This is a genomic window from Kitasatospora dryopteridis, assembly GCF_050749075.1.
Lineage (GTDB): Bacteria > Actinomycetota > Actinomycetes > Streptomycetales > Streptomycetaceae > Kitasatospora.
The window spans coordinates 4,745,519-4,766,270 of sequence record NZ_CP192749.1; the positions used below are offsets into that span (position 1 = coordinate 4,745,519).

General features: G+C 74.1%; 21 protein-coding genes and 1 tRNA gene. 11 read left to right on the forward strand and 11 right to left on the reverse strand.

The window, feature by feature from the left end; genetic code table 11:
- The first annotated feature begins 93 nt into the window (after positions 1-93).
- Positions 94-501 (forward strand): hypothetical protein, encoded by a 408-nt coding sequence (locus ACQ614_RS21630; protein ID WP_431680159.1) that lies wholly within the window; start codon positions 94-96, stop codon positions 499-501.
- Between the two features lie 861 nt (positions 502-1,362).
- On the opposite strand, the gene ACQ614_RS21635 is transcribed toward ACQ614_RS21630, so the two are convergent.
- From ACQ614_RS21635 to ACQ614_RS21665, 7 genes are all read right to left on the reverse strand, one after another.
- Positions 1,363-1,656: a hypothetical protein gene (locus ACQ614_RS21635; protein WP_431680161.1), complete on the reverse strand. Its 294-nt coding sequence runs from the start codon at positions 1,654-1,656 to the stop codon at positions 1,363-1,365.
- Positions 1,657-1,769: 113 nt separating this feature from the next.
- Positions 1,770-1,842, reverse strand: a tRNA-Lys gene (locus ACQ614_RS21640).
- Positions 1,833-2,420: a peptide-methionine (S)-S-oxide reductase MsrA gene (msrA, locus tag ACQ614_RS21645; RefSeq protein WP_431680162.1), complete on the reverse strand. Its 588-nt coding sequence runs from the start codon at positions 2,418-2,420 to the stop codon at positions 1,833-1,835. The genes ACQ614_RS21640 and msrA overlap by 10 nt, the downstream gene beginning before the upstream one ends.
- 40 nt (positions 2,421-2,460) lie before the next feature.
- Entirely contained in the window at positions 2,461-3,522 is a 1,062-nt protein-coding gene (locus ACQ614_RS21650) for a nucleotidyl transferase AbiEii/AbiGii toxin family protein (RefSeq protein WP_431680164.1), read from the reverse strand.
- The gene (locus ACQ614_RS21655) at positions 3,519-4,202 is read right to left on the reverse strand and encodes a hypothetical protein (protein WP_431680166.1); all 684 of its coding nucleotides are present in this window, start codon (positions 4,200-4,202) and stop codon (positions 3,519-3,521) included. The genes ACQ614_RS21650 and ACQ614_RS21655 overlap by 4 nt, the downstream gene beginning before the upstream one ends.
- A 12-nt stretch (positions 4,203-4,214) precedes the next feature.
- The gene (locus ACQ614_RS21660) at positions 4,215-5,372 is read right to left on the reverse strand and encodes a hypothetical protein (protein WP_431680168.1); all 1,158 of its coding nucleotides are present in this window, start codon (positions 5,370-5,372) and stop codon (positions 4,215-4,217) included.
- An 87-nt stretch (positions 5,373-5,459) separates the two neighbouring features.
- Positions 5,460-7,115 (reverse strand): M48 family metalloprotease, encoded by a 1,656-nt coding sequence (locus ACQ614_RS21665; protein WP_431680170.1) that lies wholly within the window; start codon positions 7,113-7,115, stop codon positions 5,460-5,462.
- Positions 7,116-7,287: 172 nt separating this feature from the next.
- Here ACQ614_RS21665 and ACQ614_RS21670 point away from each other — a divergent pair, with 172 nt between their 5' ends.
- On the forward strand, positions 7,288-8,442 hold the full coding sequence (locus ACQ614_RS21670; protein WP_431680171.1) for a cystathionine gamma-synthase: 1,155 nt from the start codon (positions 7,288-7,290) through the stop codon (positions 8,440-8,442).
- Positions 8,443-8,460: 18 nt separating this feature from the next.
- Here ACQ614_RS21670 and ACQ614_RS21675 read toward each other — a convergent pair whose 3' ends face one another.
- Positions 8,461-8,934 (reverse strand): MarR family winged helix-turn-helix transcriptional regulator, encoded by a 474-nt coding sequence (locus tag ACQ614_RS21675; RefSeq protein WP_431680173.1) that lies wholly within the window; start codon positions 8,932-8,934, stop codon positions 8,461-8,463.
- 124 nt (positions 8,935-9,058) lie between these two features.
- On the opposite strand from ACQ614_RS21675, the gene ilvA reads away from it, so the two are divergent.
- From ilvA to ACQ614_RS21690, 3 genes are all read left to right on the forward strand, one after another.
- Complete coding sequence (ilvA, locus tag ACQ614_RS21680; protein ID WP_431680175.1) at positions 9,059-10,270, forward strand: threonine ammonia-lyase; 1,212 nt, start codon at positions 9,059-9,061, stop codon at positions 10,268-10,270.
- A gap of 160 nt (positions 10,271-10,430) precedes the next feature.
- Complete coding sequence (locus ACQ614_RS21685) at positions 10,431-11,441, forward strand: ATP-binding cassette domain-containing protein (protein WP_431680176.1); 1,011 nt, start codon at positions 10,431-10,433, stop codon at positions 11,439-11,441.
- A gap of 1 nt (position 11,442) precedes the next feature.
- Positions 11,443-12,303, forward strand: a complete 861-nt coding sequence (locus ACQ614_RS21690) for an ABC transporter permease (protein WP_431680178.1) — start codon at positions 11,443-11,445, stop codon at positions 12,301-12,303.
- Positions 12,304-12,374: 71 nt separating this feature from the next.
- Here ACQ614_RS21690 and greA read toward each other — a convergent pair whose 3' ends face one another.
- Entirely contained in the window at positions 12,375-12,872 is a 498-nt protein-coding gene (gene greA / locus ACQ614_RS21695) for a transcription elongation factor GreA (RefSeq protein WP_363496442.1), read from the reverse strand.
- A gap of 337 nt (positions 12,873-13,209) precedes the next feature.
- Entirely contained in the window at positions 13,210-13,623 is a 414-nt protein-coding gene (locus ACQ614_RS21700) for a DUF4307 domain-containing protein (RefSeq protein WP_431680180.1), read from the reverse strand.
- Positions 13,624-13,774: 151 nt separating this feature from the next.
- Between ACQ614_RS21700 and mca the strand changes: the two genes are divergently transcribed.
- The 4 genes from mca (at position 13,775) to ACQ614_RS21720 (ending at position 17,899) form a co-directional block, all read left to right on the forward strand.
- On the forward strand, positions 13,775-14,644 hold the full coding sequence (mca, locus tag ACQ614_RS21705; protein WP_431680182.1) for a mycothiol conjugate amidase Mca: 870 nt from the start codon (positions 13,775-13,777) through the stop codon (positions 14,642-14,644).
- Between the two features lie 61 nt (positions 14,645-14,705).
- Positions 14,706-14,897: a hypothetical protein gene (locus ACQ614_RS21710; RefSeq protein WP_363496433.1), complete on the forward strand. Its 192-nt coding sequence runs from the start codon at positions 14,706-14,708 to the stop codon at positions 14,895-14,897.
- A gap of 58 nt (positions 14,898-14,955) precedes the next feature.
- Entirely contained in the window at positions 14,956-16,986 is a 2,031-nt protein-coding gene (locus ACQ614_RS21715; protein ID WP_431680183.1) for a thioredoxin domain-containing protein, read from the forward strand.
- A 40-nt stretch (positions 16,987-17,026) separates the two neighbouring features.
- Positions 17,027-17,899 carry a GNAT family N-acetyltransferase gene (locus ACQ614_RS21720; protein WP_431680184.1) on the forward strand — a complete coding sequence of 291 codons (873 nt, stop codon included), beginning with the start codon at positions 17,027-17,029 and terminating at the stop codon, positions 17,897-17,899.
- A 26-nt stretch (positions 17,900-17,925) separates the two neighbouring features.
- On the opposite strand, the gene ACQ614_RS21725 is transcribed toward ACQ614_RS21720, so the two are convergent.
- On the reverse strand, positions 17,926-18,855 hold the full coding sequence (locus ACQ614_RS21725; RefSeq protein WP_431680185.1) for a hypothetical protein: 930 nt from the start codon (positions 18,853-18,855) through the stop codon (positions 17,926-17,928).
- Positions 18,856-19,093: 238 nt separating this feature from the next.
- Between ACQ614_RS21725 and ACQ614_RS21730 the strand changes: the two genes are divergently transcribed.
- On the forward strand, positions 19,094-19,732 hold the full coding sequence (locus ACQ614_RS21730) for a papain-like cysteine protease family protein (RefSeq protein ID WP_431680187.1): 639 nt from the start codon (positions 19,094-19,096) through the stop codon (positions 19,730-19,732).
- 10 nt (positions 19,733-19,742) lie between these two features.
- The gene (locus ACQ614_RS21735; protein ID WP_431680189.1) at positions 19,743-20,558 is read left to right on the forward strand and encodes a hypothetical protein; all 816 of its coding nucleotides are present in this window, start codon (positions 19,743-19,745) and stop codon (positions 20,556-20,558) included.
- The last annotated feature ends 194 nt before the right edge of the window (positions 20,559-20,752 follow it).

Below are 20,752 nucleotides of genomic sequence, written 5' to 3' on the forward strand. Positions count from 1 at the left end.
AAAGGCCACCGCCCGACCTCACCGACTAAAGGCCACCGCCCGACGCGGCGGCGTCCACGACAACCCGTTCCGTTCGCCCGGCAGGAGGCGGCCATGATCGCCACAACAACAGCCCGACCCTCTCTCACTGCGTCGGCCGGCACCCCGGTGCACGAGGCCTGCCACGGCCTGCGCGAACACACCGTGCGGATCTGGACCCAGGCCCTGTACTGCTCACCCCTACGCCCCTCGGACCGGCCGACCCCGCACACCGTGTGCCAGGCGATCGTGGAACAACTGACCGCCTGCTCCCGGGTCCCCGGCGGCTGCACCGCCCTCATCGCCCAGGACGTCGGCGACTACCCCACGGGCTTTCCCGAGCGCATCGCCTGGTGCCAGCGCACCGCCGACCACGCCTACACGGTCCTGCTGACCCTGCACCCGCCCCAGTTCCCCGAGGACTGGACGGCCCCGTGCCGTCCCCTCGTACCCGTGCCCAGGTCGGGGCAGGCGCTGCACTGAGCGGACTCCGCACGTCCCGATCCGCCGAAGGCACACGCATGCAGCACAGCACCGGCCCGGCCCACGACACCACCCGCCCTCACATCCCCGGCGCGGCCGACCGGCACGGCCAGCGAAGCACGACGACAGATGAAAGCGAACAGCGGCCGCGCTACCAGATCATCGCCGACGACCTGATCGCCCGCGCCGCGGCACTCTGGCGCTCCCGCGGCCAGGAACCCGCAGCGGGACGGTCCATGGCCCGACTGCTGCCCAGCACGGACATCATCGCCCGCCGCTACCGGGTACCGGCCACCACCGCCCAGTTCGCCCGGCGCGCCGCCGCCACCCGCCTGCGCCTGACCGGGCCCCGCCGGGACCGGCCGGCAGGCGCCAGCGGCGACACGGACACCGGCGGCTCTTCCACACACGGCGGGCACCGCAACCCCGGTGACCAGCAGATCCGGGCCGTCCTGCACCACCTGGCAGCCCGCCTGCCGCAGGATGACGGCCAGGGCCCGGACCATCGACTCCCGCACGGTCCACCGCCAGGCGTCCGGACCCGGCCGCGGCACCTGCCCACCATCGGGGGCCGGGGGGACCTGCCGGGTACGGGTCCTCGTCCTCGTCGGGCAGCCAGCCCACCAGCACACCGTGCGGGCGCAGCCCGATCTGCAGGCCGGTGGGTCGGGTGTGGGCGATGTCGAAGCCTGCGCAGTGCAGCAGGTGGCACACCCGCTCGAACACCACAAGGTCGGCGAGGGTGGCCTCGCTCTCCACGCTCATCTGATCTCCCGATTCGGAAGTGTTCGTTCGGCAGGACGGCGGCGTGCCGGGCTGTCGGCTGGTCGGTACGGAACTCGCCTGTGGTGGTTGCCCGGTCTATCCGGCCAGGGGCGCATCCGCCGTGCAGGGCGCTGGCGTCGGTGTCGGGACGACGGTAAGGGTGCGGACCGGGACGGCCGCGGTGGTGTGGGCGAGGGCGTGGAGGGAGCGTTCCTCCTCGGCCCCGGCCCGCGATGCGGCCGAGGCGCGCCAGCCGCAGGAGCAGGTGGCCGTCCACCCGGCCCGCCCGGTGCAGTCGGCCTCCCGGAACGCTCCTTGGGAGGCGATGCGGTGCTCGCACACACTCCCGTCCTCGTGCACGACATCCACCCGCAGAACCCGACGAACCATGATCCGCAACCTCCCAACGAACAACGTCGATCCGGCAACCGCCCGGCCTGCCATGAGCCGGGACGAGAGTGGGCGCTCCCGTCCGGCCAGTGGGTGGCCGGACGGGGACGCGGTACGCCGCCGGGGGCTCGAACCCCGGACCCGCTGATTAAAAGTCAGCTGCTCTGCCAACTGAGCTAGCGGCGCCCCACACCGGTCACAGATGACCAACCGGACGCGAAAGGTTCCGCTGAAATACTCAAATACGAAACACGGAAAGAAGTTGAGTAATCAGTACCGGGCTGGAAGGCGTCGCGGGAGGCTTCGGCGGCGGCCTGCTGGGCCGGGGAGTGGGTGTAGACCGCGGAGCGGTACTGGGTGCCCACGTCGTTGCCCTGGCGGAAGCCCTGGGTGGGGTCGTGGGCCTCCCAGAAGGTCTTCAGCAGGGTCTCGTACGAGATCCGGGTCGGGTCGAAGACGACGCGGACGGCCTCGGTGTGGCCGGTGAGGCCGCTGCACACCTCCTCGTACGTCGGGTTCTCGGTGTGGCCGCCCTGGTAGCCGACCAGCGTCGTCCACACGCCGGGGAGCTGCCAGAAGGCGCGCTCGGCGCCCCAGAAACAGCCGAGGCCGAAGTCGGCGGTCTCCAGGCCCTCCGGGTAGGGGCCGGTGAGCGGGGTGCCGAGCACGGTGTGCAGGTCGGTCACGGCGAAGGCGGGGGCGGTGCGGCCGGGCAGCGCCTGGTCGGCGGTGACGAGAGCGCTCTTGTGGCGGTTGAACAGCAAGGCATGCTCCAGGTGTCCGGCGGGTCGGGTGGCAGGGGGTTCAACGCGCGTCGGGGCCGCCGGATTCCGTCCGGGTCCAGACCTCGAGCAGCTCCTCCTCGGTGCGCCCGCCGAAGGCCGGGGCGAGGGCGGCGAGCAGCCGCGCGGCGTACTCCTCGGCGGTGCCGGCCTGCGGGTGCTCCTTGCGGAACTCGTCCCACTCGATGCACTCCAGCGGCTCGGCGATGTCCTCGGCGACGACCGCCCTGGTGTCCCACCAGGTGTCGCCGGCACCGCGGAAGACGTCCCGCAGCAGCTCGTAGCGGAGCGGGACGGACTCGGCGAGCAGCACCGCGTCGTACAGGTCCTTGCCCTGGGCGAAGCCGTCGCTGACCAGCCAGAGGATCTTCCAGGCGAGCGAGAGCCCGCGGTCGGCGGTGCGCAGTTCGGCGGGTGCGCCGGGGCCGGCGAGGCGGGGCAAGGCGGTGCGGACGGGCTCGGCGGGCAGCGGCTCGGTGAAGACGAAGTCGAGCTGGACGGTGCCCTCGGGCAGGCCGTCGGCGCTCCACGGCAGGACGAGGCGGCGGCCCGGGACGCGGTCGTACGTCCAGATCTCGTCGCGGACGGCCCGGTCGGCGTGCAGCCGGACTCCGCCGGAGAGCCGCTCGGCGGCGGCCGCGAGGTCGGTGAACAGGGCGTCGGTGCGCGGGTCGTCGAGCGCCCAGTCGGCCGGGGTGACGACGAAGTCGAGGTCGCCGGGTTCGCGGGCGTCCTCGCCGAACCAGGCGGTGAGCAGCACCGATCCGCGCAGCACCAGGTGGTCCGCCCACCGGGAGGCGGCGACGGCGGCGAGCACGGTGTCCAGGGCCTCGCGCCGGGCGGCGTACCAGCGGGCGCCGGTGGCCGCGTCGGCGAACTCCGGGTCGCCGGCCCGCATCGCCTTGACGTAGCCGAGCAGCGAGGGGTCGAAGACCGGCCGCTGGACGACCCCCGCGCCGGCCACCGACCAGATCGAGCGGGGGAGTTCGAGCTCGGCGAGTTCGGTGTCGGTGGGGCGGGTGTGCGGCAGCCGGAGCTGCCCGCTCCAGGGGCCGTAACCGAGGTCCTGCCAGGAGTCCGTCATCGGGGGAGCCTTTCGCGGGTGGCCGTGGTGGCCGGGGTGGTGGCGGTCTCGGTGATCCAGCCGTCGTCCAGGGCCTCGGCGGTGTCCAGGACGGCGAACTCCCGCTCGACGGAGGTGATCCGGTGGCCGGCGAGGGCGTCGAGCAGGCCGTCGAGCCGCCGGCCGGCGGTGTCGGCGCCGACCAGGCGGCAGCGCTGGGTGACGAAGTGTTCGATCTGCCCGTCCGGCCGGGTGCGGCGGGCGTTGCGGGACAGGTGGGCGTCGTGGCGCTCGGCGGCGGCGGCCAGTTCGGGCCCGGGCGGTGCGTCCAGCAGCAGTTTGACGTGGTGTTCGAAGTAGTACGCGGGGCCGAGGGCCTGCGCCTGCCCGTCGGTGGCGGGGACGCCCGCCGTCCAGGGCGCCGCCTCGATCTTCGTGCGGAGCACGGTGAAGCCGGCGGAGCCAGCCTCCGCACCCGTCCGTACGGCGAGTGCCTCGGCCTCGGCGAGCGTGCCGGAGACGGTCAGGGTGAGCATCGGCTGCCGGGGGACGGCCCCCCGGGCGAGCTCGATGTCGACGACCTTGAGGCCGCGCCCCGCAGCCCAGGCGGCGAGCGCCCGGCCCTGCTGCGGGGCGACGGTCAGGTGGATCTCGAAGTCGCCCCGGAACTCGGGGCGCACCGGTGTACGGGTGTCGGGCACCCGCGCATCCTGTCAGGCGGCTCCGACGGTGCCGCCGCGGGCCTCGGCGGCGGCGGGCGCCGCCGGGCGGCCGGCCTTCTCCCAGCCGGCCAGGGCACGGTTGCGGACCTCGCAGAACCGGGCGACCGGGTCGCCGCTGTAGGACCACGGCTGGCAGCCGATGTACCGGCCGGCCAGCCGGAACTGCTCGACGGCCTCGGCGTACCGCTCGTCGAAGGTGAGCGCGTACGCCAGGAGGTGCCGCATCTTCGGGACGCGGCGGTCGTCCGCGGGCACCGTCTCCAGGGCCGCGAGCAGGCGGTCCGCCGCCGCCCGGGCCGTGGGGGTGCGCCAGGCCGCGTAGGTGTCCTGGGTGAGTTCCAGCTCGTGCACGGAGAGCAGCGGCAGGCCGGCGAGCAGGCTCTCCGGGGGCGCCGCGGCGGCGGCGCGCTCGGCGAAGTCCGCCATCAGCTCGTGGGAGCCGCGCCACTTGGCGCACCAGTACTGCAGGGCGTTGAGGTGTGCGGTGAACAGGTGCGGCGAGCGCCGGACGACCTCCTGCCAGATCTGCTCGAACCGCTCGTGGCTCCAGCCGAGGCCCATCGCGACCGGGATCCGCTCGGCCCACGGGGCCGGGTCCTCGGGGGCGAGCTCGGCGGCCCGGTCGAAGGCCTCCTCGGCCTCGGCCAGGATCCGGTGGAAGGCGGCGAACTGCTCGCGGCTGACCTCCGAGGCCCGCAGCGAGCTGCGGACGTTCCAGGCGAGCGCGACCAGGGCGGTGGCGTGCACGATCGCGGCGTCCGGGGAGTCGGGCTGCTCGGTGCGCCAGGCGCGCAGCCAGCCGTCCTCCTCGGCGGCGTGTTCGGCGAGGTCGCGGATGCGGACGTGCCGCAGCTCGTGGTCGTCGCCGGCCTCGGCGAGGTGGGCGGCGAACGGGCGCCAGTCCCCGCCGTCGGCGGCGGCCGCGGCCCGGGCGGCGGCCTCGTCCGCCGCGTCGGGGGCGGTGCTCCGGGAGGCGTCGAGCTCGGTGCGGGCGGGCAGCCCGAAGGCGGTCGGGTCGAGGTGGTCGGCGCCGCTGCGGGCGTCGGCGATCTTCCGTTTCAGCTCGGCGGTGCGCCGGTTGGCGTACCAGGTGACCAGCTTGGCGGCGACGAAGATCAGTACCGGGATCAGCAGGATCAGGCGGGCCATGGGCGGGGGCGGTCCTCGGTGGTGGGCGGGGCAGGACGGGTGCGGCAGGCGCGAGGAGGGCTGCCCTCCCCGCGCCCGCCGGCGGGTCTACTTCCGGAGCGGGTCCGCGGGGGCGGCGGCGGTGAGACCGGCCCCGGCGAGCAGGGCGCGCAGCGGCCCGGTGTCCGGGGTGTCGCCGACGGCGGCGTCCAGGGCGGCGGGGAGCTCGTCCTCCAGGCCGCCGGGCAGCCGCAGCTCGGCGGGGACGGCCCAGGAGAACTCCCAGTGCGCGAGACCGGCCTCGGCGAGGGTGAGGACGGCCATCCGGGACAGCGCGGCGCGCAGCACGGGCCGGAGGAACTCGCGGAGGGCGCGGCCGGTCGCGGCGGCGGACTCCTCGCTGCGGGGCAGCCGCCCGGCGATCTCGAAGCCGCGGCCGGCGTCGACGGCGTCCAGCAGGGCGGGCAGGGTGTCGGGCAGGCCGCTGCCGGCGAGCGCCGCCCGGACGGGCTGCGCGGCCTCGCGGGAGCCGGCCAGCCCGGCGGCCTGGAGCAGGTCGGGCCAGTCGAGGCGCTGCTTGGCGGCGGCCTCGGGCACCAGGGTTGCGGCCTCCAGGGCGGCGAGGGTGCGCTCGGCGTCGCGCAGCAGGGCGAGGGCGGAGCCGCCGGTGCCGGCGGTGCGGCCGTCCTCGGGCAGGGCCTCGACGGCGGCGATCCGCTGCGCGATCGGCGGGTGCGAGTCGTACGGGTCGGCGTCGCCCTCGGGCAGGCCGAGTGCCTCGAGCTCGCTGCGGCGCTTCGGGTCGGCGAGGAGGTGGGCGAGGCCGCCGTAGAACTGGCCGGGCGGCGGCAGCACGCCGGCGTCCCAGCCGAGGGTGGCGTAGCGGTCGAGGTAGAAGCCCTGGGCGGCGTCGAGGGCGGGTATCCGACGCAGTGCGGAGGCGGTCGCGGCGCGGCCGGCGATCGCGGCGGCGGAGCGGTCCGCGGCGTACTCCTGACGGCGGCTCACGGCCTCGGAGACCCGGAAGTAGAGCTTGGCGTACTGGGTGAAGACCAGGGCGAGGGCGCGCTGGACGCCGCCGCCGGCCTCCTCGCCGGTGGCCTTCCTGCCCTTGGCGAGGCGCTTGGCGTCCTTGGCGGCGATCTCGGCGGCCTGCTCGGCCTGGCGCCGGTCGGCCCGCCGGTGGAGGGTGCCGATGGTGTGCACGATCGCGCTGCGGCCGGCCACGGTGACGCCGGCGAGGCGGACGTCGCGGTTGCTGTAGTGCCCGAACTCGTGGGCGAGGACGGAGTCCAGCTCGTCCTCGGTGAGGCCGATCAGCAGCGGGGCGCCGATCACCAGGTGGCGCTTGCCGGGGACCAGGCCGAGCAGCCGGGTGTCCTCGCGGACGCCGGCGTTGACGTCGGGGACGAGCCGGATCTCGGCCGGGCCGCGGACACCGGTGAGTTCGGCGATCCGGTCGACCCGGGCCCACAGCTCGGGCTGCTGCTCGCGGGTGACGAGCAGTCCGCCGTCGGAGTCCTGGCGCGGACGGCGGGTCAGGAAGACCACCCGCAGCACCGGGTAGGCGACCACGGCGGTGAGGGCGTAGATCTTCAGCAGGCCGGCGCTGACGTGCCCGAGGCCGGCGTACAGCGCGATGTCGAGGCCGAGCAGGCCGAGCACGATGGCGGCGGCGAGCAGGTAGAAGCCGGCGAGCAGCGAGACGGCGAGGACGGCGCGTCCTGCGGTGCTGGCGGCGGCGGGCGGCGGGGTCGTGCCCACGGTTTCGGTTCTCCCCGGGACGGGCGATCGATGTGTCGATCATGTGTGCGGACGCGTGATGGTAGCGGTCGGGAGTGTCGCGTGCGAAGGGATTTCCCACGACAGGGGGCGCGGCGCCCGGGGGTACGCGCTCACCCCGTGCGCCCGGGCTCCTGCGGACTAGGCTCAAGGCATGACCGAGCACCAGCTTCCCCAGGGCTTCGAGACTCTCGCCATCCACGCGGGTCAGGAAGCAGACCCCCAGACCGGGGCCGTCGTCACGCCGATCTACCAGGTGTCCACGTACAAGCAGGACGGGGTGGGCGGCCTCCGGGGCGGGTACGAGTACAGCCGTTCCGCCAACCCGACCAGAACCGCGCTGGAGGAGTGCCTCGCGGCGCTCGAGGGCGGCGCCCGCGGCCTCGCCTTCGCCTCCGGCCTCGCGGCCGAGGACACCCTGCTGCGCACGATCCTCAAGCCGGGCGACCACATCGTGATCCCGAACGACGCCTACGGCGGCACGTTCCGGCTGTTCGCGAAGGTCCTGACCCGGTGGGGCGTGGAGTTCTCCGTCGCCAACACCCAGGACCTGGCGGACGTCCGCGCCCAGCTGCGCCCCAACACCCGCGCGGTGTGGGTGGAGACCCCGTCCAACCCGCTGCTGGGCATCACCGACCTGGCCGCGCTCGCCGAGGTGGCGCACGGCGCGGGTGCGCTGCTGGTGGTGGACAACACCTTCGCCAGCCCGTACCTGCAGCAGCCGATCGCGCTGGGCGCCGACGCGGTCGTGCACTCGACCACCAAGTACATGGGCGGCCACTCGGACGTGGTCGGCGGCGCGCTGGTACTGGCGGACGCCGGTCTCGGCGAGGAGGTGGCCTACCACCAGAACGCGATGGGTGCGGTGGCCGGCCCGTTCGACTCCTGGCTGGTGCTGCGCGGCATCAAGACGCTGGGTGTCCGGATGGACCGGCACAGCGCCAACGCCGAGAAGGTCGCCGAGCTGCTGGCCGGCCACCCCAAGGTGCACCAGGTGCTGTACCCGGGCCTGCCCTCGCACCCGGGGCACGACATCGCCGCCAAGCAGATGAAGGCGTTCGGCGGCATGGTGTCGTTCCGGGTGAACGGCGGCGAGGAGGCGGCGGTGGAGGTGTGCAACCGCACCGAGCTGTTCACCCTCGGCGAGTCGCTGGGCGGCGTGGAGTCGCTGATCGAGCACCCGGGCCGGATGACGCACGCCTCGGTGGCCGGTTCGGCGCTGGAGGTGCCGGGCGACCTGGTGCGGGTCTCGGTCGGCATCGAGTCGGTCGACGACCTGCTGGCGGACCTCCGCCGCGCGCTCGGCTGATTCCGGGCCCGCCGGCCGTCAGGGCTGCCGGCCCGCCGAGTACGACTCCAGCGAGTCGTTGAAGCGGGCCAGCAGCACCAGGAAGGCCCGCTGCTCGTCGGCGGGCCAGTCCGCCGTCAGGCGGCGCATCAACTCCTCGCGCCCTGCCTGGACTTCGGCGAGCCTCCGGCCGCCGAGCGGGGTCAGCGAGAGGTGTACGGCACGCCGGTCGGCCGGGTACGGGACCCTGCCGACCAGGTCCGCCTCGACGAGCGGCGCGGCCTGCCTGGTGACGGTGGAGGAGTCGACGCCGAGTGCCGCGGCCAGCGTCTTGACGCTGGCCGGCCCGTGCCGGCGCAGTTCGTCCAGGAGCAGGTAGGCGGCGCGGTCCAGCGAGCCGGTAGCCTCGTGCCGGGCCTGCTCCAGTCGGCGGGCGAACACCGCGACCTGGTACTGGAGTTGGGTGTGGAGGGGGTCGGTGCCGGGGGCGGCCGGGGGCGAGGGCGTCGTCATCGCGGCTCACGTTCCAGAGGGCGGTGCGGGGTGCTCGGAGCCAGCAGCGTACGCGCGCGGGCCCGGCCCGGGAACAGGCCCGGTGCTGCCCGTCCGGAGCGTCCGACGGCCGTACGCTGACGGCATGCAGAGCTGGCCGATCACCATCGACGACGTCCGCGGTGCCCACAAGATGCTGGCCGGGGTCGCCCGGGTCACCCCGATGGAGAGCAGCCGGTACCTGTCCGCGCTGGTGGGCGCGCCCGTCCACCTCAAGTGCGAGAACCTGCAGCGCACCGGGTCGTTCAAGCTGCGCGGCGCATACGTGCGGATCGCCGGGCTGACGCCGGTGCAGAAGGCCGGCGGGGTGGTCGCCGCCAGCGCCGGCAACCACGCCCAGGGGGTGGCGCTCGCCGCCTCGCTGCTCGGCGTGCCGTCGACCGTCTTCATGCCGACCGGCGCGCCGCTGCCCAAGGTCGCGGCGACCCGCGAGTACGGCGCCGAGGTGCGGCTGCACGGCGCCACCGTGGACGAGGCGCTGCAGGCCGCGCAGCGCTGGTCGGAGGCGACCGGGGCGGTGTTCATCCACCCCTTCGACCACTGGGACGTGGTCACCGGCCAGGCCACCGTGGGTCTGGAGATCCTGGAGCAGTGCCCGGAGGTGCGGACGATCCTGGTGGGCGTCGGCGGCGGCGGGCTGATCGCCGGGATCGCGGCGGCGGTGAAGCCGCTGCGGCCGGACGTCCGGGTGGTCGGGGTGCAGGCCGCGGGCGCGGCCGCCTACCCGCCGTCGCTGGCGGCCGGGCACCCCGTGACGCTGCCGCGGATCGCCACCATGGCGGACGGGATCATGGTGGGCCGCCCGGGGGACATCCCGTTCGACGTGGTGAACACGCTCGCCGACGGCGTCCGCACAGTCTCCGAGGACGCGCTGTCGCGGGCGCTGCTGGTCGGCCTGGAGCGGCTGAAGCTGGTCGTGGAGCCGGCGGGGGCGAGCCCGATCGCGGCCCTGCTGGAGCACCCGGAGGAGTTCGAGGGCCCGGTGGTGGCGGTGCTCTCCGGCGGCAACATCGACCCGCAGCTGATGATGCGGGTGCTGCGGCACGGCCTGGCGGCGGCCGGCCGCTACCTGTCGCTGCGGGTACGGCTCGCGGACAAGCCGGGGGCGCTGGCCGACCTGCTGGGCGTGCTCACCAGGGTGGACGCCAACGTGCTGGACGTCGCCCACGTGCGGGTCGACCCGCGGCTCGGGCTGACCGAGGTCGAGGTGGACCTGCACCTGGAGACCAAGGGCCCGGAGCACTGTGCCGTGGTGGCCGGTGAACTTCGCGCCGCGGGGTACGTGGTCACCCAGTAGGACCGTTCCGCCGTGCGGGTGGCGCACCGCCGCACCCCTTGACGCGATATATCGCAAGCTGCCATCCTCTCGCGATACATCGCGAGATTCGGGACTCGCCCGGCCGGGCACCTGTGTGACGATCAGACGACATCCGGACATATAGGAGATGAGGCAGGCCATGGCGCCAGCCATCCAAGCCGAGAACCTGGTCAAGACCTTCGGCGACGTCCGCGCCCTCGACGGGGTCAGCCTCGACGTCCCCGAGGGCACCGTCCTGGGCCTGCTGGGCCCGAACGGCGCCGGCAAGACCACCACCGTGCGGGTACTCACCACGCTGCTCCGCCCCGACTCCGGCCGAGCCACGGTGGCCGGCCTGGACGTGCTCGCGCACCCCAACAAGGTGCGCAGCCTGATCGGCCTCTCCGGCCAGTACGCCGCCGTCGACGAGTACCTCACCGGCCGCGAGAACCTCCAGATGGTCGGCGAGCTCTACCAGATGAGCACCCGCGACGCGAAGGCCCGCGCCCTGGAGCTGCTGGAGTGGTTCAACCTCGCCGAGGCCGCCGACCGCACCGCCAAGACGTACTCCGGCGGCATGCGCCGCCGCCTCGACCTCGCCGCCGCCCTGGTCGTCCGACCCCCGGTGATGTTCATGGACGAGCCGACCACCGGCCTCGACCCTCGCAACCGCCTCGCCCTGTGGGAGGTCATCGAGAACCTCGTCGACCAGGGCACCACCCTGCTGCTCACCACCCAGTACCTGGAGGAGGCCGACCGCCTCGCCCACGACATCGCGGTGGTCGACCACGGCCGGGTGATCGCCCGCGGCACCGCCGACGAGCTCAAGGCGCAGATCGGCGGCGAACGCATCGAACTGGTGGTGCACCGCCCGGACGAGGTCGCCGAGGCCGTCTCCGCGCTCACCCCCTACGCCAAGGGCGACCCGGCCGTGGAGCGCAACACCCGGCGGATCACCGTCCCGGTCAGCGGCGGCTCCAAGGTCCTCGCCGACGTCATCCGCGAGCTCGACGCCCGCTCCATCGAGATCGACGACATCGGCCTGCGCCGCCCCACCCTCGACGACGTGTTCCTGTCCCTGACCGGCCACGTCACCGAGGCCGAGGAGAACGGCGGGAACGGGCAGCAGAAGCAGGCCAGGGGCCGCCACGGCCACGGAAAGGAGTCCTGAGATGGCGACCACCGCCACCGAGCACGCCATCGGCCACGCCGTCCCCCGCCAGCGCACCGGCGTCGCCGCGATCCTGCACGACTCCTGGGTGGTCGCCCGCCGCAACCTGCGGCGGATGCTGCGCATCCCCGAGATCGTCGTCTTCGGCCTGATGCAGCCCGTCATGTTCGTGCTGCTGTTCTCGTACGTGATGGGCGGCGCGATCCAGATCCCGGGGACGCAGGCCAGCCAGGACGCGTACATCCAGTTCCTGATGGCCGGCATCTTCGCGCAGACCGTCACCTTCGCGGTGGCGGGCGCCTCGGCCGGCATCGCGGAGGACATGACCAAGGGCCTGGTCGACCGGTTCCGCTCGCTGCCGATGACCCGCTCGGCCGTCCTGGTCGGCCGCACCATGGCCGACCTGGTGCAGACCGCCTTCATCCTGCTGGTGCTCGCACTCGTCGCCCTGCTGGTCGGCTGGCGCATCCACGAGGGCTTCTGGGAGGCGATGGCGGCCTTCGGACTGCTGCTCCTGCTGGGCTACGCCTTCTCGTGGATCGGCGCGCTGATCGGCCTCTCGGTGCGCAGCCCCGAGGCGGCCACCTCGGCCGGCCTGATCTGGCTGTTCCCGCTGACCTTCATCTCCAACGCGTTCGTGCCGATCAGCTCGATGCCGGGCTGGCTGCAGCCGATCGCCTACTGGAACCCGTTCTCGGCGACCGTCCAGGCCTGCCGCGACCTGTTCGGCAACCAGGTCGGCCCGGTGGACGACTCCTGGCCGATGCAGCACGCGGTGCCGGTCTCGATCGTCTGGTCGCTGGTGATCACGGCCGTCTTCTCCTGGCTGTCGGTGCGCAAGTACCGCTCCGCCGCCGGCTGACCGGCGGCCGGTACGGCACGAGGGGCGGCCCCGGCATCGCGCCGGGGCCGCCCCTCGTGGTGCGCGTGGACTCAGCCGGCGTGCGGCTTGGCCTCGATGATCGTCACGCTGGCCTGCTTGCCGTTCGGCAGCTCGTAGGTGGCGTCCTCGCCGACCTTCTTGCCGTTGATGGCGCGGCCGAGCGGCGACTGCGGCGAGTAGATGTCCAGGTCGTCGCCGGCGACCTCGCGGGAGCCGAGCAGGAAGCGCATGGTGTCGTCCTCGTCGCCGTCGAAGGCGACGGTCACCACCATGCCCGGGGCGACGATGCCGGAGTCCGCGGGGGCCTCGCCGACCTTGGCGCGCTCCAGCAGCTGGGTGAGCTGGCGGATGCGGGCCTCGTACTTGCCCTGCTCCTCCTTGGCCGCGTGGTAGCCGGCGTTCTCCTTGAGGTCACCCTCCTCGCGCGCCGCCTCGATCTTCTGGGCGATCTCGATGCGCCAGGGGCCGGTCAGGTGCTCCAGCTCGGCCTTGAGCTGGTCGTAGCCGGACTGAGTGAGCCAGGTCACGTCTTCGCTGGTCTGGGTCACAGGTGCTCCTCGTCGGTACTGGGCTGTGCTGAGGGTTGATCGTCAGCTGGGTATCGGTCGTAACTACAAAGCAACGCCCGCTCCCGGGCTGAGGGGCTCGGAAGGGGCGAAACCACGAGCGTAACAATTTCCGCCTCCCGGCGGGAGGGGCGCTCGCGGGCGTCGGCGCCGGCCGACTGCCGCAGGGCGTGCGGCACTCGGTACGGATGCCCGCCCGTACGCTCGAATATGCGCCCGGAGGGGCGAGATCTGCAAAGGGGATTCACCCCCGGGGCAACCCCTGGAGGCAAACACCCGAGGGTGAACGAGTCGGGGGCGACGACCCGGGGCAGCCGCTCTAGCGGCGCGGGACGCAGCCCAGGAGTTCGGCGGTCACGCCGCGTGCGGTGGTCCGCAGGGTCACGACCTGTGACCAGCTGCTGCCCTCCGCAGGGACGGGGAAGTCGAACTGGCCGACCACGGCCTTGTCCGCCGCCATCGAGCGTACGGTGCAGACGCCGGCGGTGCCCGCCTCCTTGCGCACCGACAGCTGCAGCTGCATCTCGTGGTCCGACACCGCCTCGAAGGTCGGCACGCTGCCGTTCATCGCGCTCTCGCGCATGATGTACGACCCGCCGAGCCAGGCCACCACACCCAGGAACAGCACGCCGCAGACCACCGCGGCGATCCGCAGCCGACGGTCCGCCTCGGCATCGGAGCGGCGGCTGTACCGCCCGTCCGGAACGGCGGCGGTCGTACGGCTGGAGTCCATGTCCGGCTCGGTCCTTTCGACGAGGCGCGCTCGGGCGGGAGAGGGAATGGAGCGGCTCCTCAGTCCGTCACTATAGAAGGGGCACGTCCGCGCCGGAGGCGGCGGGGGAGCCGACCCGACGAACCGGACATACCTGGAAGGGAACCAGGCGTTGAGCGAGCAGTTGCGACTGATGGCGGTACACGCGCACCCGGACGACGAGTCCAGCAAGGGCGCCGCCACCACGGCGATGTACGTCGCCCAGGGGGTGGACGTGCTGGTGGCGACCTGCACCGGCGGCGAGCGGGGGTCGATCCTCAACCCCAAGCTGCAGGGCGACCCGTGGGTCGAGGAGAACATCCACGAGGTGCGCCGCAAGGAGATGGACGCCGCCCGGGAGATCCTCGGCGTGCAGCAGGCCTGGCTGGGCTACGTCGACTCCGGGCTGCCGGAGGGCGACCCGCTGCCGCCGCTCCCCGAGGGCTGCTTCGCCCTGGAGGACGTGGATGCGGCGGCCGGCTCACTGGTCAGGCTGATCCGCGAGTTCCGCCCGCACGTGATCACCACGTACGACGAGAACGGCGGGTACCCGCACCCGGACCACATCATGACCCACAAGATCACCATGGTGGCCTTCGACGCCGCCGGCGACCCGGACGCCTACCCGGAGGCCGGCGAGCCCTGGCAGCCGCAGAAGCTGTACTACAACCACGGCTTCCCGATGGGGCGCATCCGCGCCCTGCACGCCTACCTCACCGACAACGGGCACGACTCCCCGTACGGCGAGTGGATCGAGGGCTGGGAGAAGAGCGGCCGCAAGGAGCGCGAGATCACCACCCGGGTGAAGTGCGACGACTGGTTCGAGATCCGCGACAAGGCGCTGATCGCGCACGCCACCCAGATCGACCCGGACGGCCCCTGGTTCCGCGTCCCGCTGGACGTCCAGCGCGAGGTGTGGCCCACCGAGGACTACGAGCTGGCCCGCTCCCACGTCGACACCGACCTGCCCGAGGACGACCTGTTCGCGGGCCTGCGCAAGTAGCACGCACCCCCCGCACCACCCCGGTGGCCCGGCCGTTGTAGGGCCGGGCCACCATGGAGAGATGAGCACCCCCGTGAACCTCACCCACCTCGCCGCCGACCTCGCCCTCGACGAGAGCAAGGTCACCCCCGGCCTGCTCGGCTTCGTCGTCTTCGCGGCCCTCGGCATCGCCACCTGGTTCCTGCTGAAGTCCATGAACAGCCGCTTCAAGAAGATCGACTTCGCCGAGGAGCCGGAGGCTCCGAAGGAGTAGCCGCCGCGCCAGGCGGCACGGCCCACGTCCGGGGCGGGGATGCGCAAGGATGGGGGCCATGCCGAACCGTCTCGCGGACGCGACCTCGCCCTACCTGCTCCAGCACGCCGACAACCCGGTCGACTGGTGGCCGTGGGGCCCCGAGGCGTTCGCCGAGGCCGCCCGCCGCCAGGTCCCCGTTCTGCTGTCGGTCGGGTACGCAGCGTGCCACTGGTGCCATGTGATGGCGCACGAGTCCTTCGAGGACGAGTCGGTCGCCGCGTACGCCAACGAGCACTTCGTCGCCGTGAAGGTCGACCGCGAGGAGCGGCCCGACGTCGACGCCGTCTACATGGAGGCCGTCCAGGCCGCCACCGGCCAGGGCGGCTGGCCGATGACGGTGTTCCTCACGCCCGACAAGGAGCCGTTCTACTTCGGCACCTACTTCCCGCCCGAGCCCCGGCACGGCATGCCCGGCTTCCGGCAGGTCCTGGAGGGCGTCACCGCGGCCTGGCGGGACCGCCGCGAGGAGGTGGGCGAGGTCGCCGGCCGCATCCGCGCCGACCTCGCCGAACGCGCCCGGGTCTACGGCGCCGGCGCCGGCGTGCTGCCCGCCCCCGGCGAGGCCGAACTGCACGCCGCCCTCGTCGAGATCGGCCGCGGCTTCGACGAGCGCCGCGGCGGCTTCGGCGGCGCCCCCAAGTTCCCGCCGTCCATGGTCGTCGAGTGGCTGCTGCGCCACCACGCCCGCACCGGCTCCGAGGCCGCGCTGGAGATGGCCGGGCGCACCTGCGAGGCGATGGCCCGCGGCGGCGTCTACGACCAGCTCGGCGGCGGCTTCGCCCGCTACTCCGTCGACGCGGAGTGGGTCGTGCCCCACTTCGAGAAGATGCTCTACGACAACGCCCTGCTGATCCGCGCCTACCTGCACCTGTGGCGCAGCACCGGCAGCGCGCAGGCCCGCCGCGTCGCCCTGGAGACCGCCGACTTCCTGCTGCGCGAACTGCGCACCCCCGAGGGCGGCTTCGCCTCCGCCCTGGACGCCGACTCGCTCGACCCGGCCACCGGGAAGCCCGCCGAGGGCGCCTTCTACGCCTGGACGCCCGAGCAGCTCACCGCCGTCCTCGGCCCCGAGGACGGCGCCCTCGCCGTCGAACTCTTCGAGGTCACCGGCACCTTCGAGCACGGCAGCTCCGTCCTCCAGCTGCTCCGCGACCCGGCCGACCCCGAGGCGTACGAGCGCATCCGCGGCCGCCTGTTCGAGGCCCGCGCCGAGCGGCCCGCCCCGGCCCGGGACGACAAGGTCGTCGCCGCCTGGAACGGCCTCGCGATCGCCGCCCTCGCCGAGACCGGCGCCCTGCTGGACCGCCCCGACCTGGTCGACGCCGCCGAACGCGCCGCCGACCTGCTGCTCGCCGTCCACCTCACCGCCGACGGACGCCTGCTGCGCACCTCCCGCGACGGCCGGGCCGGGCAGAACGCCGGCGTCCTGGAGGACTACGCCGACACCGCCGAGGGCTTCCTCGCGCTGTACGCCGTCACCGGCGAGGCCGAATGGCTCGACCTCGCCGGCGGGCTCCTCGACACCGTGCTCGCGCACTTCACCGACACCGCGTCGGGCGCCCTCTACGACACCGCCGACGACGCCGAGGAACTGATCCGGCGCCCGCAGGACCCGACCGACAACGCCACCCCCTCCGGCTGGACGGCCGCCGCCGGCGCCCTGATCGGGTACGCCGCCTACACCGGCTCGGAGCGCCACCGCACCGCCGCCGAGCGGGCGCTGGGCGTGGTCGGCGCGCTCGGCTCGCGCGCCCCGCGGTTCGTCGGCTGGGGCCTGGCCGTCGCCGAGGCACTGCTCGACGGCCCGCGCGAGATCGCCGTCGTCGGCCCGGCCGACGACCCGGCCACTGCCGAACTGCACCGCACCGCACTGCTCGCCACCGCCCCCGGCGCGGTCGTCGCCGTCGGCGAGCCCGGCGGCAAGCACGTCCCGCTGCTGGCCGACCGCCCGCTGCTCGACGGGCGGCCCGCCGCCTACGTCTGCCGCCACTTCAGCTGCGACGCGCCGACCGCCGACGCCGCCGAACTCGCGGAGCGGCTGCGGTAATCCGGGTGCGTACGGGTCGTCCGCGGCGCCAGGATGGGGCATGACCTGGACCCTGACCCACGACCTCGCCGCCTTCCGGGCCGCGGCCGACGGCTTCCTCGCCGCCCACCCGGCGGAGAACACCGTCCTGCTCACCCTGCTCGACCGGCTGGCGAAGAGCGGCCTGCACGCCTACGGCGAGGCCGACCCGCTCTTCGGCCACTGGCGGGCCGGGCCGGGCGCCCCGGTGGCGGGCGTCTTCGTGCTGACCCCGCCCTTCCCGGTGCGGCTCGGCCGGATGCCCGTCGCCGCGGCGGCCGAACTCGCCCCGCTGCTGCACGCCCGCGGCAGCGAGGCGACCGGCGTGGGCGGCGACCGGGAGGCCACCCTGGCGTTCGCCGCGGCCTGGCCGCCCGCCGCCGCGGGCAGTGTCCGGGCCGAGGTCGCGATCGACGAACGGCTGTACCGCCTCGACGGCCTCCGGCGACCCTCGCCGGAGCCGGCCGGCCTGGCCAGGCCCGCCGGCCCCGCCGACCGCGAGCAACTCGTCGAGTGGTGCACCGCCTTCATGGTGGAGATCGGCGAGAGCCGGGCGATCGACCAGGAGGCCTATGTGGACGCCCGGCTCGCCGAGGGCAGCCTGCACGTCTGGGAGGACGGCGGCCGCCCGGTGGCCTTCGCCGGGGCCAGCCCGGTGATCGCCGGGATGTCCAGGATCGGCCCGGTCTACACCCCGGCCGCGCTGCGCGGCCGCGGCTACGCGAGCGGGGTCGTCGCCGCGGCCTCCGCGCACGCCTCGGCGGCCGGGGCGGACGAGGTGCTGCTGTACACCGACCTCGCCAACCCGACCAGCAACTCGATCTACCAGAAGCTCGGCTACCGCCCGCTGGCCGACCACGTGACGATGGACTTCGCGGAAGCCCGAGCCCTGTGAACGAGCCCTGTGAAGGGTGACCCGCGCTAGTCCCAGGCCCAGCCGATGCCGAGCAGGCCGGGCGGCAGGCCGGTCGCCACGTGGTGGGCGCTGTGGTGCCCGTCCAGGGTCAACTCCTCCGTCTCGTAAGGGGGTTCGCCCGGCGCGCGGACGGCGAAGCGGTAGCAGCGGACGGGCAGTGCGGCCGGGTCGAAGGTGACCTGGAGGACGTACTGCCCGGCCCCCGCGTTGAAGCCGCGCACGTACTCGCAGCTCGGCGTCGCGGTCGGGGCGTCGTCGAAGCCGTACCGCAGCAGATGGGTCTCCCCGGCGCGCAGGCGGCGGTCCAGCAGCAGTTCGGCGACCAGCAGGTCGGCGGCCCGGTCGCGGCGTATCCGGCCGGGCCGGCAGTTCTCCTCGGCGCGGACCACCACCCGGCCGGGGTCCGCGCCCGGATCGCCCTGGTGGATGGCGAGGTAGCGGTCGACGCCGTCCCGGTGGGCGCGCAGGGCGTGCTGGGAGTCCCGCCGGGCCAGCCGCCGCTGCGCGTCGATCCTGATCCGCTCGATGTGCACCACGGTGTGCAGCCCGGAGTCGGGCGGCCCGGAGATCGCCTCGATCAGCCCGTCGACGGCGCTCGGCGGCCGGATCAGGTCGCGGTACGGCAGCGAGGCGGGCCCGGTCGGCCCGGCCGGTGCCCGGCGGGGGCCGAGCAGCCGGGTGAGCGAGTGCTCCGGCAGGTCGAGCACCTCCTCCAGGGCCGTCACCGCGCGCAGCGACTCCGGGCGCTCCGGGCGGCGGCGGCCCTGCTGCCAGTAGCTGAGGCTGGTGACGCCGACCCGGACACCCCGCCGCGCCAGGCGCTCCTGCACCCGCTGCAGGGCCAGACCGCGGGCGGCGATCGCGGTGCGCAGGGCGAGATGGAACGGTCCGGTGCGGAGCACCGCCGCGAGGTCGGGCCGGACGGTCGGCTGCATCTGCACCTCCGAGGCTGGGTGAATATTCACACCTGGTGTCCGCCGTGTCATCAGGAACGGCCGTGACAGGCGGGTTGGGGCGGACGCCGTTCACACCGGGAGGCCGGTGTTCACACCGTCCGCCGGGCCGCCGCGCGGTGCGTTGACGGCCTCCGGGCGGCGCCCGATGCTCTTCGCACCGCGTCCGGACGCGCCCCCCCACACCCTCTTCCTACGCCCCACCGCAGGAGGAACTCCCATGCCACATCCCCCTGTTCGCCTGCGCCGTGCGCTGTGCGCACTCGCGCTCGGCGTCCTGGCGCCGGCCGTCACCGCGGCCGCCGGCACACCGGCCCAGGCCGCCCCCGTCCGGCCGCCGGCCGCAGCACCGGCGGCACCCGCCGCCCCCGCCCTGCTGGGCGCCCGCACCCTCGGCATCACCATGCAGCAACAGCAGCAGAGCAATTGGTGCTGGGCGGCGAGCGGCAACACCATCGCGACCTTCTACGGCTACGGCTACAGCCAGAACCAGTTCTGCAACCTGGCCTTCAACCGGTCCGTCAACTCCGCCTGCCCGAACAGCCAGGCCACCCTCGGCGACGTCCAGAACGCCCTCGGGCGGATCGGCATCAGCCGCGGTTCCTACGTCGGCGGGTACCTCGGATACGCCACCGTCCAGGGCGAGATCAACGCCGGACGGCCGGTGGAGACCCGCATCCAGTGGTCCTCCGGCGGCGGCCACATGCACGTCCTGTACGGCTACGACACCGCGAGCGACTGGGTCTACTGGGGCGACCCCTGGCCCTCCAACTACCGCTACAACTGGGCGGACTACCGCTACTACGTGAGCAACGGCGAGTTCGCCTGGACCCACTCCCTGTACCGGATCGGCGCGTGAGGAGACAGCCGTGACCGCATACCCCAGATACCTCGCCGCGCTCGTCCTCGGTGCCGCCCTCGGTGCCGCCGCCGTACCGCCCGCCTTCGCGGCGGACGGCCCCGGCGCCCCGGCGCCGGTCGCCCCGGCCGAGCTCGCCGCCGCCCGGGCCGCCGCGCAGTCGCCGGCCGCCCTCGACAAGGTGGGCCGGTTCTTCGCCGGGGAGGCGGGGCCGCCCGGCCTCTCCCCGGCGGCCGGATCCCGCGGCGCCGCCGGGGCCGCCCCCGCGCTCACGGGCGGGACGGCCGCGGTGTACAGCCTGAACGCGGGCTTCGTCGCGGGCACGGCCGGGGCCCCGGTGGCCCGGGTGGAGTTCGTGGCCAGCAAGGCGGTCGCCGCCGACGGCCGCACCGCCTCGGTGTGGACGGTCCGCGACGGCGCCGGCTGGCGGGTGGTGAACATCGCCTCCGGCGGCGACGAGACCGACTACCCGGCGCAGGCCGCCGCCACCGGCGGCGGCACCGCCTTCCGCGAGCCGCAGATCGACGCCTGGTACGTGCTGCGGGGCGGCAGGGTGCTGCCTCTCGACGAGGACGCCCGGCGCTCGGTCGGCCCGGACGGGGTGACCCTGGCCGCCTACCGGACGCTGGTGCAGCAGCGGTACGGCGACCGGCTGCCCGGATCGGCGTACGACCGCGCGGGCGCCGGCGGCGGCTACCGGGCGGACGGCGCAGCCGAGGAACCGTCGCGGCGCGGCCCGGCGGTGGCGGCGGGCGTGGCGCTCGCGGTCACCGCACTGGCGGGGGCGGGGCTGGCCGCCCGCCGCCGGAGCGCCCGGCCTTCCTAGGCACACGGGCGCCACCGAGGGGCGCGGGGGCTGCACAGTCCCCGCGCCCCTGATCGATGTCCGCTCGCCCGTTCGGTCCGGCACGGTAGCCGATTCGGAGGCGGAGCATCCGGTCTGCACGAGGTGTTGCCGCAGAGTTGATCCCCCGTTCTCCTCGGAGGGTGCTGGGCATGTCACCGTAGGTGGGGACGACT